Raw genomic sequence first — 15,409 nt, 5'->3', positions numbered from 1 at the left:
CCAGGCCCGATTTGCCTGGGTTGCGGGGCCGGAATCACCCCATCTTGAGTACGATCTTGCCGATATGGTGGCCCGCTTCCATGCGCGTGTGGGCAGCGGCCGCCTGCTCCATCGGAAAGGCCTGGTCCATGATCGGGCGCAACTTGCCGGCTTCGACCAGGGGCCACACCGTCTGGGCGATTTCCTGCGTCAGCAGCGCCTTGAACGTGGCCGAGCGCGCCCGCAGGGTAGAGCCGGTGAGCGTGAGGCGCCGGGACATGACCTGGGCCATGTTGATCTGCGCCTTGGCCCCGCCCTGCACGGCGATGGTCACGTGGCGGCCATCCTCGGCTAGGCATTGCAGATTGCGCGCAACGTAATCGCCGGCGACCATGTCGAGCACCAGGTTGACGCCCTTGCCGCCGGTAATGTCCTTCACCGCCTCGACAAAATCGCTGGCTTTGTAGTCGATTGCATGATCGGCGCCGATCTCCAGCGCGGCACGGCACTTGTCGGCGCCGCCGCAGGTGACGATCACCGTCAGGCCGAACAGCTTGCCGAGCATGATCGCCATGCTGCCAATGCCGCTGGTGCCGCCATGGACCAGGATCGTCTCGCCCTCGCAGGCCCAGCCGCGCTCGAACACGTTGTGCCACACGGTCAGCAGGGTTTCGGGCAGAGCTGCGGCGCAATCGAGCGGCAGCCCATCGGGCACCGGCAGGCATTGCGCGGCCGGGGCCAGGCAATACTCGGCATAGCCGCCGCCCGACACCAGCGCGCAGACGGCCTGGCCCAGAAGCGGCGCCGTCACGCCTTCGCCCAGGGCGACCACCTGGCCGGAAATTTCAAGGCCGGGCAGCGGCGAAGCGCCCGGCGGCGGTGGATAGAGACCCTGGCGCTGGATCACATCGGGGCGGTTGACCCCGGCATAGGCCACCTTGACCAGCACCTCGCCCGGGCCGGGACGGGGCACCGGCAGGGTTTCAGGCCGCAGCACCTCGGGCCCACCGTGCTCTGCAAATCCCACTGCCGTCATCGTCACCGGAAGATCCAGCATGCGCCGCCCCATGTTTTGACGTCATATCTGCGTCAACCGCATCCCCTAGCCATGGGACAGGTTGACAGCAAGCGTTTGCCGTCCAACATTGTGCACTGCGATGGACGTCGAAGACCTTCCGCGCCGCAAGGGCGACCTGGCCAGCCAACTGGCCGCAGAACCGCTCGATGCGCTGTCGGTAGACGAACTGACGGCGCGCATCGCGCTGCTGGAGGCCGAGATCGCCCGCACCACCCGCCATCGTGATCGCGCCGGCCATACCCGGGCAGCGGCCGAGGCCTTGTTCGGCGCGGCCCGGCCCCCGGCACCACCGCCCAATTCCGGCGAAACCGGACGATGACCGCCGCCGCCCTTCACCTTGCCGGGCGGCATCCCCATATAGGGTTTCATACCCCTCCAACGCGCCCGGGTATCGGTCGCCGGCTTCCGCTCGTGCGGCGCCCGGCCGCTTGCCCGGCAACGATATCGACGATTGAAGCATCCGTGGCGACCGCCCAACCTGGTTCGGCGGCGGTTAACCACCCCCATGCTTTCCTCCCGCAAGGGAACCATCCCGTGGCGGAATACTTCCGTCATGGCCAAGAGTGAGCCCCAGAAAGCGAGCCTATGCCCAGTTTCGCCCAGAGCCTCGAAAAGACGTTGCACAGCGCCCTGGCCAATGCCTCGGAGCGCAGCCATGAATACGCGACGCTCGAACATCTCCTGCTTGCCCTGATCGACGATGCAGACGCGGCGCAGGTGATGCAGGCCTGCGGCGTGGATCTTGGCGATCTGGGCGACGTGGTACGCCAGTACCTCGACCAGGAATACCAGTCCCTCAAAACCGCGGAAAAGGCCGATCCCCAGCCTACCGCCGGGTTCCAGCGCGTGATCCAGCGCGCCATCCTGCATGTCCAGTCTTCGGGCAAGGACACCGTCACCGGCGCCAACGTGCTGGTCGCGCTGTTCTCCGAACGCGATTCGTATGCCGTCTATTTCCTCCAGCAGCAGGACATGAGCCGCCTGGATGCCGTCAGCTATATCAGCCACGGCATCGGCAAGGGCGGCCGCCAGGTCAATTCCGGTTCGGCCAAGCCGAACGAGGAAGAAACCCCCAAGCAGGAAGAAAAGGCCGAGGCCAAGGGCGGCAACAAGAAGGATTCCGCGCTCGACCAGTTCTGCGTCAACCTCAACGACAAGGCGCTGCTGGGCAAGGTCGATCCGCTGATCGGCCGTGGCCCGGAAGTGGACCGCACGATCCAGATTCTGTGCCGCCGGTCCAAGAACAACCCGCTCTACGTGGGTGATCCGGGCGTGGGCAAGACGGCCATCGCCGAAGGCCTGGCGCGCAAGATCGTCGAAGGCGAAGTGCCCGAAGTGCTGACCAAGGCGGTGATCTATTCGCTCGACATGGGCAGCCTGCTGGCCGGCACGCGCTATCGCGGTGACTTCGAGGAACGCCTCAAGCAGGTGGTTTCCGAACTGGAAAAGATGCCGCACGCGATCCTGTTCATCGACGAGATCCACACCGTGATCGGCGCTGGTGCCACCAGCGGTGGCGCGATGGATGCATCGAACCTGTTGAAGCCCGCGCTGTCGGGCGGAACGATCCGCTGCATCGGCTCGACCACCTACAAGGAGTTCCGCAACCACTTCGAAAAGGACCGCGCCCTGCTGCGCCGGTTCCAGAAGATCGACGTGAACGAACCGAGCGTGGAAGACACCATCAAGATCCTGAAGGGTCTGCGCACCGCGTTCGAGGAACACCACAAGGTCAAGTACACGCCTGAGGCGATCAAGACCGCGGTGGAACTCTCGGCCCGCTACATCAACGACCGCAAGCTGCCCGACAAGGCGATCGACGTGATCGACGAAGTGGGCGCGATGCAGATGCTGGTGCCGCCGTCCAAGCGCAAGAAGACCATCACCGCGCGCGAGATCGAGGCCGTGATCGCGACGATGGCGCGCATCCCGCCCAAGTCGGTCAGCAGCGACGACAAGAAGGTGCTGGAACACCTGGAGCGTGACCTCAAGCGCCTGGTGTTCGGCCAGGACAAGGCGATCGAAGTGCTGTCGAGCGCCATGAAGCTGAGCCGTGCCGGCCTGCGCGATCCCGACAAGCCGATCGGTTCGTTCCTGTTCTCCGGCCCCACTGGCGTGGGCAAGACCGAAGTGGCGCGCAGCCTGGCCCAGATCATGGGCATCCCACTGCAGCGCTTCGACATGTCGGAATATATGGAGCGCCATTCGGTCAGCCGCCTTATCGGCGCCCCTCCGGGCTACGTCGGGTTCGACCAGGGCGGGTTGCTGACCGATGCCATCGACCAGCAGCCGCATTGCGTGCTGCTGCTCGACGAAATCGAGAAGGCGCATCCTGACCTGTTCAACATCCTGTTGCAGGTGATGGACAATGGCCGCCTGACCGATCACCACGGCAAGACCGTGGACTTCCGCAACGTGGTCCTGATCATGACCACCAATGCGGGCGCATCGGACATGGCCAAGCAGGGCATTGGTTTCGGTGACGTCTCCAAGCAGGACGCCGGCGACGAAGCGGTGAAGAACCTGTTCACGCCGGAATTCCGCAACCGCCTCGATGCCATCGTGCCGTTCGGCTATCTGCCGCCCGAAGTTGTCAGCCGCGTGGTCGACAAGTTCGTGCTGCAGCTGGAACTCCAGCTGGCCGAGCAGAACGTGCACATCCAGTTCGACAGCGACGCGCGCGCCTGGCTGGCCAAGCGCGGCTATGACCGGCTCTATGGTGCCCGGCCCATGGCCCGCCTGATCCAGGAAAAGGTCAAGAAGCCGCTGGCCGAGGAGCTGCTGTTCGGCAAGCTGGCCAATGGCGGGGAAGTGCATGTCAGCCTCAAGGACGATGCGCTGAACTTTGAACTGACCCCGGCCGCGCCCAAGCTGGTCAAGAAGAAGGCCAGTAAGCGCAAGGCGAGCGACACCGCGAGCGAGCCCAATGCCGACGAGGCCTGAGCCGGGTTAAACCGACAATGACAGAAAGGGCGGGAAGCACAGCGCTTCCCGCCCTTTTTTCATGCGTGCCTGGGGTTGGCTGGCCGGCTCAATCCCGCCCGGCAGCAGGCGGCGCCTCGCCCCGCGCGGCATCGGCCCAGCGCTCCACGGCGTCGACCACGGTGTTGAGGCCCAGTTGCCCGGCCTTGTCGTGCCAGGCATCGGCCGCCATCACGATCGGCGCGGTGAAATCGTTGGGCGGCAACTGATCGGCCCAATTGGCGATGGCGTGGGAATTGAACAGGGCCAGCGCCAGACTGCTGCTGATCAGCACGCCCCAGGCCCAGCGCCAGCCGTCCTGCAGCGTGGCATCGTGTTCCTGCGCCAGATCGATGGGGGATTCGCCCCAGGGCAGGCCATCTTCCGTGCTGCTCTTGTCCATCAGGCCACCTTCAGAACTGGAAATAGATGAACGGGGCAATGCCCCCGCCGCGCAAGCCTTCGATGACCAGCAGCACCAGCGTGCCGATCAGCCCCACTGCCCAGCCCGGCATGACCGCCAGCGCCCGGGCCGAGCGCTGCACCCCGTCGCGCGGGCCGAAATGGCAAGCCATGCCCAGCGCCATGAGCGCCAGAATCCAGCCGCTGGCGAGCGGCGCACCGCCGGCATGCCCCGCTGCCATCCCACGTAGAAAGGCAAGGGCACCGGAAAACTCGCTGCAGCGGAAGAATATCCAGCCCAGCGCCACGATATGGAAGGTGATCACCGTGCCAGCCCAGGCCGGCAGCACGGGCCAGGTTGCGGGCCGCGCGCGCTGCCACAGCCGCTCTGCCACCAGCACGCCGCCGTGCAGCGCGCCCCAGATCACGAAATTCCAGCTGGCCCCGTGCCACAGCCCGCCCAGCACCATGGTGCCGAACAGCGCCAGGCAGGTGCGCCACAGCGCCTGGCGCGAGCCGCCAAACGCGCCGATATAGAGGTAGTCACGCAGCCAGCTCGACAGGCTGATATGCCAGCGGCGCCAGAAATCCTGCAACGAGACGGCGCGGTAGGGCTGATCGAAATTGCGCGGGAAGCGGAAGCCGAGCAAGCCAGCGAGGCCAATCGCCATATCCGTATAGGCCGAAAAATCGCAATATATCTGAACGGCATAGCCATAGGCGGCGAGCACCAATTCCAAACTGGAATGGCCCGCCGGATCAGTAAAGACCGGATCGACCAGGTGCACCGAGATATCGTTGGCGATCACCGCCTTCTTGACCGTACCCCACAGGATCAGGATCAGGCAGGCCATCGCCTCTTGCCGGCCCAGGCGCGGCGGATGGCGCAGTTGCGGCAGCAGATGGCTGGGCCGCACGATCGGGCCTGCCACCAGGTGAGGAAAGAAGCTCATCAGCAGGGTAAGATCGAGCAGCCGCGCCGGCCGGGTGCGGCCGTTGTAGACGTCGATCACATAGCTCAACCCCTGGAAGGTGAAGAACGAGATACCCACCGGCAGGATGATCGCCTGCGCCAGCGGCATGCCCGCCAGATCGGCCAGGAAGCCGGCATACTTGAACCAGCCCAGCACGCCCAGGTTGCCCAGGATCGCCAACCACAGCCACGCCAGCCGTGGCCCGCGCCCGGCGGCGATGATCCGCGCAAACAGCCAGTTCCACCCCGAACTGGCAATCAGCAGCGCCACGAATCGCGCGTCCCACAGGCCATAGAACAGCCAGGACGCCAGCAGCAGCATGATCACGCGCCAATCGCGCGCGCGGGCCATCAGGCGGTTGAGCGCAAAGACCGCCAGGAAGAAGACGTGAAACCCAAGCGTGGGAAAGAGCATGGCCGCGCCGCAGTCGTCAGCGGGGACGCGGCGGCGGGGGCAGGGTGCTGGCCGCAGCAAACAGGTCTGCCGCGAGGCCCCCGCCGATCAGGTGCCCGCCATCACGCGTGAAGTGCACGTGATCGCCGCGCTGCAGCCCCTGCGCCACCCAGGCCATGGTCGTGCACGGGCCGCCCATGGCACCCTGCCAATCCCAAAAGCCCAGGCCCAGCGCCGTGGCCAACCGCTTTTCCAGCGTGCGCATCTGCGCCAGGTGGCCGGGCACGGCCCAGCCAGCGCCGCAATTGCGGGTTTCGGGCAGGGCGGGCAGGGCCACGATCGCCCGGCTGCTGGCGGCATCGGGTGGCCCGACCAGCAGGATCGGCACATCCGCCCCGGCCATGCGCCGCACCCGCGCCACCGCGCTGCGCAGCACTGCTTCGGTTTCGGCCAGGCCCAGTGCCGGATCGAATCCTTCGTTGGTGCCGAATGCCAGGATCACCAGATCGGGCCGGGCCGCGGCGAGTTCGGCCCCGGCCACGGTATCGTCTGCCCGCGCCAGATGCATCGCCCGCGCGCCGACCACGCCGAGGTTGGCCACGATCGCGCCGGGCGTGCCGGTGCGGGTTTCCCACGCCGTCAGGCTGACCGGGCGGGTATCGAGCGTGGCCACGGTGGCCTGGGTGACCGGCACTGCAGAGGTGCGCACGAAGCACACCGCGCCCCGCGCCTGCGCAGAAAAGCTGATCGGTTCGGCCGGCACGCCATCGAACGTGACCGTCACCGCGCCTGCTTCCGGCCCGGTCAACCCGCACAGGGTAAAGCGGGTGAACCGCGTGGCCGGGCTATCGGCGGTCAGGCTCATCGTCGCGGCGGGCATGGTGGTGGTCTGGGTAAAACCGGAAAAGCCGAGCAGCGCGCCCATGGCGGTGCGTTGCGGGCCGAACAGGGCATTGCCCTGCCAATCGGCGCTTTGCCGCGCGGTGACGCCCCAGGTGAGATAGCCCTGATAGGGCTTGCCCGCCGGCATCATGCCGCGCCCGCCATTGCCCAGCCGCGCCTGCAGCGCAGCGCGCAGGCCCTGGCTGATCATGTCGCCCGCAGTATGGCTGTCACCAATCTGCACGACGGACAGCACCCCACCCGGCGCGCCATTGGCCAGCTTGGCCAGAAACGGCGCCAGCGCGGCGGCATTGGAGAGTTGTCCGGGCACCGCCGCAGTGATCGCCGGCACGGCAGGGGCAGGGGCGCCCGGCAGTGTGAGATCGACCGGTGCGCCGGTCTGCGCAACAGCGGCCGCCGGCAACAGCGCCGCCGTGCCCCAGGCCGCAAGGGCCAACTGCGTGCGGGCAAACGCGCGGGTGATCATGAACGTTTCCCGCTGGCTGGTGAGGTGCCGGCACTCGATTTCGACGGGCTGCCCGAGGGTGTCGGCGCAGGCGTGATCGGCTTGGCATCAGCCGGCGCCTTGGCCGGGGCTGTGGGCAAGTCTGTGGGTGATGCGGTGGACTTGTGTGTGGGCAAGTCTGTTGGCAATCCTGTGGGCTTGCTGGGGATATCCGGCCCTGCTGCGTTGGCAGCAGGCCGCTTGGCATGCTTGGGCGCCTTGGCATGGTTGGCGGATGCTGCCGGCGCTGTGTCATTGCTTACGGCTTGGGTTGTGGGCTTGGCCGCTGGCGGCGCCAGCAGGGCCAGGATCGGCTGCACCACCGGCCGGCTGATCACTTCATATCCATGAAACGTCATGTGCTTGCCGTCGTTGGCGCGGGCGAGATAGTCCTTGCCGGTGGCCGGATCGATCAGGCGCAGGGCAAAATGGCCCTGGCGATCCTGGCTCACCGGCACGGCATTGGCAAAGGGCACGCCCAGGCGGCAGGTGACCTTGGCATAGAAGCGGTTCATGGCCTGGATATCGCGATCGTATGTTGCATCGCGCATGCGCGGCAGGCCCACCCAGCCCACCGCCACGCCGCGCTGCTGCAGCATCCGCACCAGCGCGGTCATCCGGCCTTCGATCGTTTCCTGCCAGGCCGGGGTCATATAGGCGGCGGCGTGGCCGTTGACGAACAGGCCCTGGGTATCGTTGGCGCCAATGCTGATCAGCGCCACGTCGATCGGCTGGCCGGCCACGCGGTCCTTGGCGTCCTGCAACAGATCGCGCGTGCGATAGCGGGTAAAGCCAGTGCCTTCGTGGCTGAATTGGTGAACCTTTACATCGGGATACTTGCGAAACGCCTGGTCGGTCGCGGCCCACAGGCCATCACCGAACGAATCGCCGAACACGCCGATGTGCAGCGGCCGGTGCGCCGCCAGCGCTTCGGCCACGCGCGCGCTCTTGGGAAACGTGCCGCTGCAACCCGGGGCCAGGCTGGGGGCAGGGGCCGGCCCGGCGGCGGCAAGGGGGGCAGGCGTGCCATCGGCCGGCGCGGTATCGGCCAGCGGCGCGCCAGCATCCCAGCCCGGCAGCGCCTGCCACGGCTTGCCCCCGGTACGGAACGAGAGGCCCAGCACAGTGCCCACGGCAATGCCGATGAACAGGACCGCCCCACGGTCCAGCACCATGATCCATCTGCGCTTGCCCAAGAAAACCGTCCTGCCTTTCTACCGCCCGCTCCCTATGGAGGGCAGCCAAGGGCGTCAACGGCTTCGCGGTAATCAGACTGCTGCCTTGCGATCACCGAACCTCGGATGAATGAAGGGGGGCGGGCGCAATCGGCCCCAGCGTCATCAGCGCATTGAGCCGGGCGCGATAGGCGGCCAGTTGCGCCGGATCGACACTGCGCGGGCGCATGATCATGCTGAACGAGCCGGGATCGACCACCTGGCCACCACGGTAGAGTTCATAGTGCAGGTGCGGTCCGGTCGACAGGCCGGTAGAGCCGACATAGCCGATCACCTGCCCCCGCACGACATGGCTCCCAGGCGCCACGGCAATGCGGCTCATGTGGCCATAGCCGGTGCCGATACCACCCCCATGATCGAGGCGCACATATTCGCCATGCCCGCCATGCCAGCCGGCAAACGTCACTGTACCGTCGCTGACCGCATGGATCGGCGCGCCCCAGGCCGCCCCGAAATCGATCCCGGCGTGCAGGCGCACGTAGCCCAGGATGGGATGGCGGCGCCAGCCAAAGCCCGAGGTAATATGTCCATCCACGGGCGCGGCCAGCATGCCCGCCGATGTGCTTGCGGCCATTGTTCCCTTCATCGCCTCGGGGCTCATGAATTCGCCCTGGTTGCCCCAGCGCAGCAATTGCGCGCGTTGCTGCGATCCCCGGCGCACCCCGGCATAGAGCAGATCACCCATCTGCCCCTGGCCATCGGCGGCGCGCTTGTAGGCCACCACCAGGTCGAATTCGTCCGTGGGAGCGATGTCTTCGAACGGCAGCACGGTATCGATCGTGCGCAGATAGTCCTGCACCGCCTGCGGGCTGGCCCCGGCGGCGCGGGCAGAGCGATAGAGGCTGCTACCGACAATGCCGGTCAGGCGCATCGGCGTGGTATCGACCGGGATCGCGCGCTGGTGCAGCGCCAGGCCGCCGCCTTGGCGCACGATATCGATGGCCAGGTCAAACCGCGCCCGTACGCTGAGCTTTTCCAGCGGGCGCGGATCGAACGGGTTGGCGTGGGCGCCCAGCGTCATCGCAAAGCGCGTGCCGGGCAGCAGTTGTTCGGGCGGCAGGGCGCGGGTGATAAGGCCCGCCACTTGCGCGGCATCGCTGCCGGCCAGGCCCGAGCGTTGCAGCATGCGCGCCAGGCTGTCATTTTCACCCAGCGTGGCGGTAAGGGCAATGGTCGCCCGTTCGGGCGCAGCGGCGAGGTGGATCACCCGCGCAGTGGCGGCAAAGTGGCGGCCGTTGCTGGCGCCCTGGGCCAGCGGACGAATGCCTTGCGCGGCAAATTCCTGCGCCATGCCATCATCGAGCGCCTGCAGCGGCGCAGCCTGGAGCGGGGCGAAACTGGGCCATAGCGCCAGCGCGGTAGCGGCCAGCGTGGCACAAGTGGCCGCACCATGCAGCCAGCGGCGGCTGCCGATATCCTGCGCCAGATCGTGCACATGCAGCCAGCGCGCGGCGGCGCGTTCGATGCGCAGGCAGGCGCCCAACCAGCGGCGGGCAAACGGGTGGGGCGATTGGCGCCAATCAGGCGCACCGGGCAGGGGCGTACCCGGCAGGGCAGGGGTAACGATCGGCGCGCGCCGGGTGCCAAAGCCACCAGGCACGGTGCTGCGCGCAAAGCCACCGCCGCCCAGGCCAGCGGCGCCGATGCCTTTGCCAAAGCTGCCGAAACTGTCGCTGGGCCCGTGCACGCCCGTGTGATTCCCTTGTCCAGGCCCATCCGGGCAAAACCCCTGCCTTCTCCCTGCCTCACCAGGGTTAACACCCCGTAAAGTACCCATGCAGGCTTGCGGATAGGCGCGGAACGCCGCAATCTGCGGCAACGAAGGGGGAAATCGAGCAATGTCGGAACCGGCCCTTGCGGTTGGCCAGGATGGCCACACGCATGAAACTGCCTGCCTCAACTGCGCCACGCCGCTGCTCGGCAGCCACTGCCATGCCTGCGGCCAAGCGGCGCATGTCCACCGCACGTTGGGGGCGTTTTTCCACGACCTTCTCCACGGGGTTTTCCACTTCGAAGGGCGCATCTGGCACACCCTGCCCATGCTCGCCTGGCGCCCGGGCGAACTGACCCGGCGCTATATCGATGGGCAGCGAGTGCGCTTCGTCTCGCCCCTGGCGCTGTTCCTGTTCAGCGTGTTCCTGATGTTTGCCGTGTTCCACCAGATCAGCGGCGAATGGCACTGGAACCCCAGCGCGGCCGACAATGGCAAGAGCCTGGCCCAGGGCAAGGCCGAGGCGCAAAGCAAGCTGGCCAAGCTGGAGGCGCAGCGCGCGCAGTTGCAGGCGCAGCACCAGAGCACCGAGGCGATCGACGATCAGATCGACACGCAGAAAACCTCGCTCGACATCCTGGAAAACATGGCGCCCTCGGCACCGGGCAGCGGTACCCCGCGCGTGAGCAGCGACATTCCCGTGCTGGCCCATGTGCTCGAGGCCTTTCGCACCAATCCGGGCCTGGCGCTCTACAAGCTGCAATCCTACGCCTATAAATACAGCTGGGCGCTAATCCCGATATCGGTGCCGATGCTGTGGCTGCTATTCCCGTTCAGCCGGCGCTTTCAGCTTTACGACCACACCGTGTTCGTCACGTTTTCGCTGGCGTTCATGACGCTGTTTTCCGTGGTGCTGATGATCGCCAACCGCATCGGCCTGCCTGGTGTGGCGCTGGCCACGCTGATCGTGCCGCCGCTGCATATCTATCGCCAGGTGCGCGGCACCTATGGCTGCGGTCGGGCAGGGGCGCTATGGCGCACCGCAGCGCTGCTGGTCTTTGCCATGATCGCCCTGCTACTATTTGCCGGGGTTATTCTGGCGCAGACCAGCGCAGAGTAACGCTGTTCCACGTGAAACGCCTGGGGAGACTGCTTGCCCGTGCCGATCCTGTTCCGGGCCGATCTGCCAGCCTCGGCCATGGCCACCTGGACGCGGGCGCTTGCCGCCGCGCTGCCCGAGGACACTATCGTGGCCTGGACCGGCGCTGATGACACCCAGCCGCCATCAGCGCTACTGGCCGATATCAGCGTGGCCGTGGTCGCCAATCCGCCACCTGGGCTGCTGGCGCGTCTGCCGGCGCTGCGCCTGGTGCAAAGCGCCTGGGCCGGTGTCGATGGCCTGCTGGCCGATCCGACGCTGCCACCGGTCACGCTCGCCCGGCTGATCGATCCACAGCTGGCGGCCGACATGGCCGAGGCGGTGCTCGGCCACGTACTGATGCTGCATCGCCAGGTGCCCGCCTATCGCGCGCAACAGGCCGCCGCGTGCTGGCAACCGCTGCCCCAGCCGCGCCTGGCAGAACGCCGCGTGACCATCCTGGGCATGGGGGAAATGGGCCAGGCCAGCGCGGCCCTGCTGGCGCGCACCGGCTTTCCCGTGACGGGATGGAGCCGCAGTGGGCGCGGCGCTGCCGATGGCACGATCCCCATGCTGGCAGGAGATGCTGGCCTGGCCGTGGCGTTGGCGCAGGCCGATATCCTGGTCAACCTGCTGCCGTTGACAACGCAGACCCACGGCCTGCTCGATCGCAAGGCACTCGCCCGCCTGCCGCGCGGGGCCGGGCTGATCAACGCCGGCCGCGGCGCCCACGTGGTAACGGCCGATCTTATCGCCGCGCTCGACAGCGGGCAGGTGGGCCATGCCGTGCTCGACGTGTTCCCGCACGAGCCGCTGCCGCAGCACGATCCGCTGTGGCAGCATCCCGGCGTGACCATCACGCCCCACGTGGCCGCACCCACTGATCCCCATTCGGCCGCGCGCGCGATTGCCGCCAACATCGCGCGCTGGCGCGCCGGGCAGCCGCTGGCCGGCCTGGTGGACCGCGCGGCTGGATACTAATAGGCTGCGCCCCATGGATCGGATGGATCATGCACGCCGCCGTTTTGCCGTGGCCCTGGCAGCGATGGCCGGCTTTGTCGATGCCGTGGGCTTTCTCTCGGCCGATGGTTATTTCGTCTCGTTCATGTCGGGCAACACTACCCGGCTGGGCGTGGCGCTGGGCACCGATGTGCCCCGCGCGCTGGTGCCGGCGCTGCTGATCACCGGGTTCGTGGTGGGGGTAACCCTGGGCGCACTGGTGGCGCTCAAGGCCGGGGCCAGGCGCAAGCCGGCGGTGCTGGGCCTGGTCACGCTGTGTTTGCTCGAAGCGGCGCTGGCGCGGGTGCTGGGCCAGCACGGCGCCATGCTGGCCGGGCTAGTGCTGGCGATGGGCGCGCTCAACAACACGTTCCTGCGCGATGGCGAAGTGGCCGTAGGATTGACGTACATGACAGGCGCCCTGGTCAAGCTGGGCCAGGGCCTGGCGCGCCAGCTTGCCGGCGTGAGCGGGGGCGGCGAATGGCGGCCGTGGGCGCTGCTCTGGTCAGGGCTGCTCGCCGGGGCCGTGGTCGGGGCCTTTTTGCAGGACCGCCTGCCGCTGGGCTGCCTGTGGATCAGCGCCAGCTGGGCCGCGATCATGGCCGGCGTGGCATTCAGGCTTCCGGCGGAATCCTGAGCAGCTTTTCGCGCGAAGTTGCGCCGCGCAACAGATCGACGTGGCTCGCCGCCACGCCCAGCGCCTGGGCCACCAAGCCGATCACGGCAGCGGTCGCCTTGCCATCCTCGGGCTTTGCCCGCACTTTCACCAGCACGCGGCCGTCTTCGATCGCCACGCCTTCGGCCCGCGCACCGGGGGTGACGCGCACCGCCAGGCGGTGTTCGCCATCGGTCAGCGCGCGCAGGGCTGCGGCGGGCGGCAGATCAGGCTTGGGCCGTGCCATTGAGCGCCTCTGCCACGGCGGCGGCATGGGCCTGGCCGTTTTCGACATAGTGCGCGACGCCGTGCTGCATGTCGGCCAGCGCTTCGTCGGTCAGCTCGCGCATGAAGGCAGCAGGCCGCCCGCTCCACAGCTGGCGCGCGGGGATGCGCTTGCCCGGCGTCAGCATGGCGCCCGCCGCCAGCATGGCATCGCTTTCGATCACCGCGCCATCCATCACGATGGTGCCCAGGCCCACGAACGCGCGATCGTGCAGCGTGCAGCCGTGGACCATCGCCATGTGGCCAATCAGCACGTCCTCGCCAATCAGTGTGGGAAAGCCTTCCGGACGCCCCGGCTTGGGGCTGTCGCAATGGATCACCGTGCCGTCCTGCACATTGCTGCGCGCGCCGATCACCACGCGGTTGACGTCAGCCCGGATCACGCAGTTGTACCAGATCGATACCCCTTCCGCGATGGTGACGTCACCCACGATGCGGCATCCCGGCGCAATGAATGCGCTGGGGTGGATCTGCGGCGTCTTGCCATGCAGCGGCAGGATGGTGACATCGGCGCGGCTGGTCATGCTGCTCACCGGTTGAGCAGCCGCGCGGCATGCGCGGCATAATAGGTCAGCACGCCGGAACAGCCCGCCCGCTTGAACGCCAGCAGGGTTTCGAGCACCAGCGCATCGCGTTCCCCCGCGCCGGCGGCCACGGCTGCCTCGATCATCGCGTATTCGCCGCTGACCTGATAGGCAAAGACCGGCACGCCGAACGCCTCTTTCACGCGCACGGCAATGTCGAGATAGGGCAGCCCGGGCTTGACCATCACGCTGTCCGCGCCTTCTGCCAGGTCCAGCTCCACCTCGCGCAGGGCTTCCTCGGCGTTGCCCGGGTCCATCTGGTAGGTTTTCTTGTCCCCCTTGAGCAGCCCGCTCGAGCCCACGGCATCGCGGAACGGACCGTAAAAGGCCGAGGCATACTTGGCGGCATAGGACATGATCTGGACATTGGCGTGGCCGGCGCCTTCCAGTGCATCGCGGATCGCGCCGATGCGGCCGTCCATCATGTCGGACGGAGCGATGATATCGGCCCCGGCCGCCGCCTGGTTGAGGCTCTGCCCCACCAGCACTTCGACCGTGGCGTCATTCTCGACATAGCCGGCATGGTTGACCAGGCCATCCTGGCCATGGGTGGTATAGGGATCGAGTGCCACGTCGGTGAGAATGCCGATGGCGTCGCCACAGGCGTCGCGGATCGCGCGGATCGCGCGGCACATCAGGTTGTCGGGGTTGAGCGCCTCGCGCCCGTCGTCGCTGCGCCGCTCGGCCTGGGTATTGGGAAACAAGGCCAGGCAGGGAATGCCCAGGTCCACCGCTTCGCGCGCCCGCGCCACCATGCCGTCGACCGACCAGCGCGACACGCCCGGCAGCGAGGCGATCGGCTGTTCGACGCCGGTGCCTTCAGTCACGAACAGCGGCCAGATCAGATCGGCCGGGGTGATCAGCACCTCGCGGTGCAGGGCGCGGCTCCAGGCGGTGGTACGGGTGCGGCGCAGGCGGGCTTGGGGATAGCTGGCGATCATGTGCCTTTGCTAGGCCCAAGGGCCAGCCCGGGCAACGGGGCAGTTTGTCCTGCCCTCAGGCTTCGTTAGTGGAAAGCGTGCCACATTCGGCCACGCCATAGGTACGCACCGTGGTGGGCATGATGCGATAATCTGGCCGGCGCGCGGCATAGAGACGATGACGCGCGATGCGGGCAATGCTGACCCGATCGCCCTGGTTGCCGCCCAGAACGTGATAGGCGGCCTCGTCCTGCGCCACGCACAGGCCGACATGGCCACCGCCTGACCGCTGGAACACCAGCACGTCACCCAGCATCGGCTGCGCCGCCGCGCTGCCAAACCGCGCCCAGTTGAGCGCCCATAGCGGATTGGCCGGCAATGGCTTGCCCGCGCGCTGCGCCACCAGGGCCATGAACAGGCCGCACCAGGCCGTGCTGTCGGCACGATAGGCGCGGGCCACGTCACCGCCGAGTTCGGCAGCCCACGCCAGGATGACAGGATTGCTGGCCGGGCCCGCCTGCTCGGCCGTGTCGATCAGTGCCAGGCCTTCGCGCAGCATGCGGGGCAGGGGTTGCAGGGTGGAAAGCCAGCGATAGGCAGGGGGCAGGACGGGCATAGGGAAACCTCGCATCGGCGTAGCTCCCACTGGCCCGCCACGCGTTTTCCTGCGCCCGCCCCGGCACCAGTTGAATCGTTGCGGGTGGCCTT

At 67.4% G+C, this 15,409-nt stretch carries 15 protein-coding genes; 5 read left to right on the top strand and 10 right to left on the bottom strand.

Annotated elements, in window-relative coordinates; all coding sequences use genetic code 11:
• Positions 1–34 precede the first annotated feature (34 nt).
• Entirely contained in the window at positions 35–1,036 is a 1,002-nt protein-coding gene (locus SCA01S_RS04400; protein WP_084390767.1) for an NAD(P)H-quinone oxidoreductase, read from the bottom strand.
• A gap of 100 nt (positions 1,037–1,136) precedes the next feature.
• Here SCA01S_RS04400 and SCA01S_RS04395 point away from each other — a divergent pair, with 100 nt between their 5' ends.
• Positions 1,137–1,376 carry a DUF1192 domain-containing protein gene (locus SCA01S_RS04395; protein WP_022675244.1) on the top strand — a complete coding sequence of 80 codons (240 nt, stop codon included), beginning with the start codon at positions 1,137–1,139 and terminating at the stop codon, positions 1,374–1,376.
• Between the two features lie 266 nt (positions 1,377–1,642).
• Positions 1,643–4,000: an ATP-dependent Clp protease ATP-binding subunit ClpA gene (clpA, locus tag SCA01S_RS04390; protein WP_022675243.1), complete on the top strand. Its 2,358-nt coding sequence runs from the start codon at positions 1,643–1,645 to the stop codon at positions 3,998–4,000.
• An 88-nt stretch (positions 4,001–4,088) separates the two neighbouring features.
• Here the strand turns inward: clpA and SCA01S_RS04385 are convergent, their stop codons facing one another.
• The 5 genes from SCA01S_RS04385 to SCA01S_RS04365 all read right to left on the bottom strand — a co-directional run bounded on the left by SCA01S_RS04385 (position 4,089) and on the right by SCA01S_RS04365 (position 10,096).
• Positions 4,089–4,421, bottom strand: coding sequence for a hypothetical protein (locus tag SCA01S_RS04385; RefSeq protein WP_062783302.1), 333 nt, complete (start codon positions 4,419–4,421; stop codon positions 4,089–4,091).
• A 10-nt stretch (positions 4,422–4,431) separates the two neighbouring features.
• On the bottom strand, positions 4,432–5,808 hold the full coding sequence (locus SCA01S_RS04380) for an MBOAT family O-acyltransferase (protein ID WP_062783666.1): 1,377 nt from the start codon (positions 5,806–5,808) through the stop codon (positions 4,432–4,434).
• Between the two features lie 16 nt (positions 5,809–5,824).
• Complete coding sequence (locus SCA01S_RS04375) at positions 5,825–7,156, bottom strand: GDSL-type esterase/lipase family protein (RefSeq protein ID WP_062783298.1); 1,332 nt, start codon at positions 7,154–7,156, stop codon at positions 5,825–5,827.
• Positions 7,153–8,370, bottom strand: coding sequence for a DUF459 domain-containing protein (locus SCA01S_RS04370; protein WP_157088854.1), 1,218 nt, complete (start codon positions 8,368–8,370; stop codon positions 7,153–7,155). The genes SCA01S_RS04375 and SCA01S_RS04370 overlap by 4 nt, the downstream gene beginning before the upstream one ends.
• 91 nt (positions 8,371–8,461) lie before the next feature.
• Positions 8,462–10,096 (bottom strand): M23 family metallopeptidase, encoded by a 1,635-nt coding sequence (locus tag SCA01S_RS04365; protein ID WP_062783293.1) that lies wholly within the window; start codon positions 10,094–10,096, stop codon positions 8,462–8,464.
• 151 nt (positions 10,097–10,247) lie between these two features.
• Here SCA01S_RS04365 and SCA01S_RS04360 point away from each other — a divergent pair, with 151 nt between their 5' ends.
• The 3 genes from SCA01S_RS04360 to SCA01S_RS04350 are packed head-to-tail and all read left to right on the top strand — an operon-like array spanning position 10,248 to position 12,894.
• Entirely contained in the window at positions 10,248–11,240 is a 993-nt protein-coding gene (locus SCA01S_RS04360; protein WP_054131683.1) for a DUF3667 domain-containing protein, read from the top strand.
• Between the two features lie 39 nt (positions 11,241–11,279).
• The gene (locus tag SCA01S_RS04355; protein WP_245652453.1) at positions 11,280–12,239 is read left to right on the top strand and encodes a 2-hydroxyacid dehydrogenase; all 960 of its coding nucleotides are present in this window, start codon (positions 11,280–11,282) and stop codon (positions 12,237–12,239) included.
• Between the two features lie 13 nt (positions 12,240–12,252).
• Positions 12,253–12,894, top strand: a complete 642-nt coding sequence (locus tag SCA01S_RS04350; protein ID WP_054131682.1) for a YoaK family protein — start codon at positions 12,253–12,255, stop codon at positions 12,892–12,894.
• Here SCA01S_RS04350 and SCA01S_RS04345 read toward each other — a convergent pair.
• Genes SCA01S_RS04345 through SCA01S_RS04330 form a run of 4 tightly spaced genes read right to left on the bottom strand, consistent with a single transcriptional unit; the run spans position 12,872 to position 15,317 of the window.
• A complete protein-coding gene (locus tag SCA01S_RS04345) occupies positions 12,872–13,159 on the bottom strand; it encodes a DUF167 domain-containing protein (protein ID WP_062783290.1) in 288 nt (95 codons plus the stop codon). The two genes, SCA01S_RS04350 and SCA01S_RS04345, sit on opposite strands and share 23 nt — an antisense overlap.
• Positions 13,140–13,721: a gamma carbonic anhydrase family protein gene (locus SCA01S_RS04340; RefSeq protein WP_062783287.1), complete on the bottom strand. Its 582-nt coding sequence runs from the start codon at positions 13,719–13,721 to the stop codon at positions 13,140–13,142. The genes SCA01S_RS04345 and SCA01S_RS04340 overlap by 20 nt, the downstream gene beginning before the upstream one ends.
• A 5-nt stretch (positions 13,722–13,726) precedes the next feature.
• Positions 13,727–14,722 carry a porphobilinogen synthase gene (hemB, locus tag SCA01S_RS04335; RefSeq protein ID WP_062783284.1) on the bottom strand — a complete coding sequence of 332 codons (996 nt, stop codon included), beginning with the start codon at positions 14,720–14,722 and terminating at the stop codon, positions 13,727–13,729.
• A gap of 55 nt (positions 14,723–14,777) precedes the next feature.
• Entirely contained in the window at positions 14,778–15,317 is a 540-nt protein-coding gene (locus tag SCA01S_RS04330; RefSeq protein WP_062783281.1) for a TIGR02594 family protein, read from the bottom strand.
• Positions 15,318–15,409: the final 92 nt, after the last annotated feature.

Source organism: Novosphingobium capsulatum NBRC 12533 (assembly GCF_001598375.1).
GTDB lineage: Bacteria > Pseudomonadota > Alphaproteobacteria > Sphingomonadales > Sphingomonadaceae > Novosphingobium > Novosphingobium capsulatum.
Note: the sequence above shows the minus strand (reverse complement) of the source record. Positions and strands in the feature narration are given on the sequence as shown.

Bases quoted from the DNA above. Each gene is read 5' to 3' on its own strand.
- SCA01S_RS04360 (WP_054131683.1), top strand. From the start codon at position 10,248: ATGTCGGAACCGGCCCTTGCGGTTGGCCAGGATGGCCACACGCATGAA.
- SCA01S_RS04340 (WP_062783287.1), bottom strand. From the start codon at position 13,721: ATGACCAGCCGCGCCGATGTCACCATCCTGCCGCTGCATGGCAAGACG.
- SCA01S_RS04395 (WP_022675244.1), top strand. From the start codon at position 1,137: ATGGACGTCGAAGACCTTCCGCGCCGCAAGGGCGACCTGGCCAGCCAA.
- SCA01S_RS04350 (WP_054131682.1), top strand. From the start codon at position 12,253: ATGGATCGGATGGATCATGCACGCCGCCGTTTTGCCGTGGCCCTGGCA.
- SCA01S_RS04375 (WP_062783298.1), bottom strand. From the start codon at position 7,156: ATGATCACCCGCGCGTTTGCCCGCACGCAGTTGGCCCTTGCGGCCTGG.
- SCA01S_RS04380 (WP_062783666.1), bottom strand. From the start codon at position 5,808: ATGCTCTTTCCCACGCTTGGGTTTCACGTCTTCTTCCTGGCGGTCTTT.
- hemB (WP_062783284.1), bottom strand. From the start codon at position 14,722: ATGATCGCCAGCTATCCCCAAGCCCGCCTGCGCCGCACCCGTACCACC.
- SCA01S_RS04385 (WP_062783302.1), bottom strand. From the start codon at position 4,421: ATGGACAAGAGCAGCACGGAAGATGGCCTGCCCTGGGGCGAATCCCCC.
- SCA01S_RS04400 (WP_084390767.1), bottom strand. From the start codon at position 1,036: ATGCTGGATCTTCCGGTGACGATGACGGCAGTGGGATTTGCAGAGCAC.
- SCA01S_RS04345 (WP_062783290.1), bottom strand. From the start codon at position 13,159: ATGGCACGGCCCAAGCCTGATCTGCCGCCCGCCGCAGCCCTGCGCGCG.
- clpA (WP_022675243.1), top strand. From the start codon at position 1,643: ATGCCCAGTTTCGCCCAGAGCCTCGAAAAGACGTTGCACAGCGCCCTG.
- SCA01S_RS04330 (WP_062783281.1), bottom strand. From the start codon at position 15,317: ATGCCCGTCCTGCCCCCTGCCTATCGCTGGCTTTCCACCCTGCAACCC.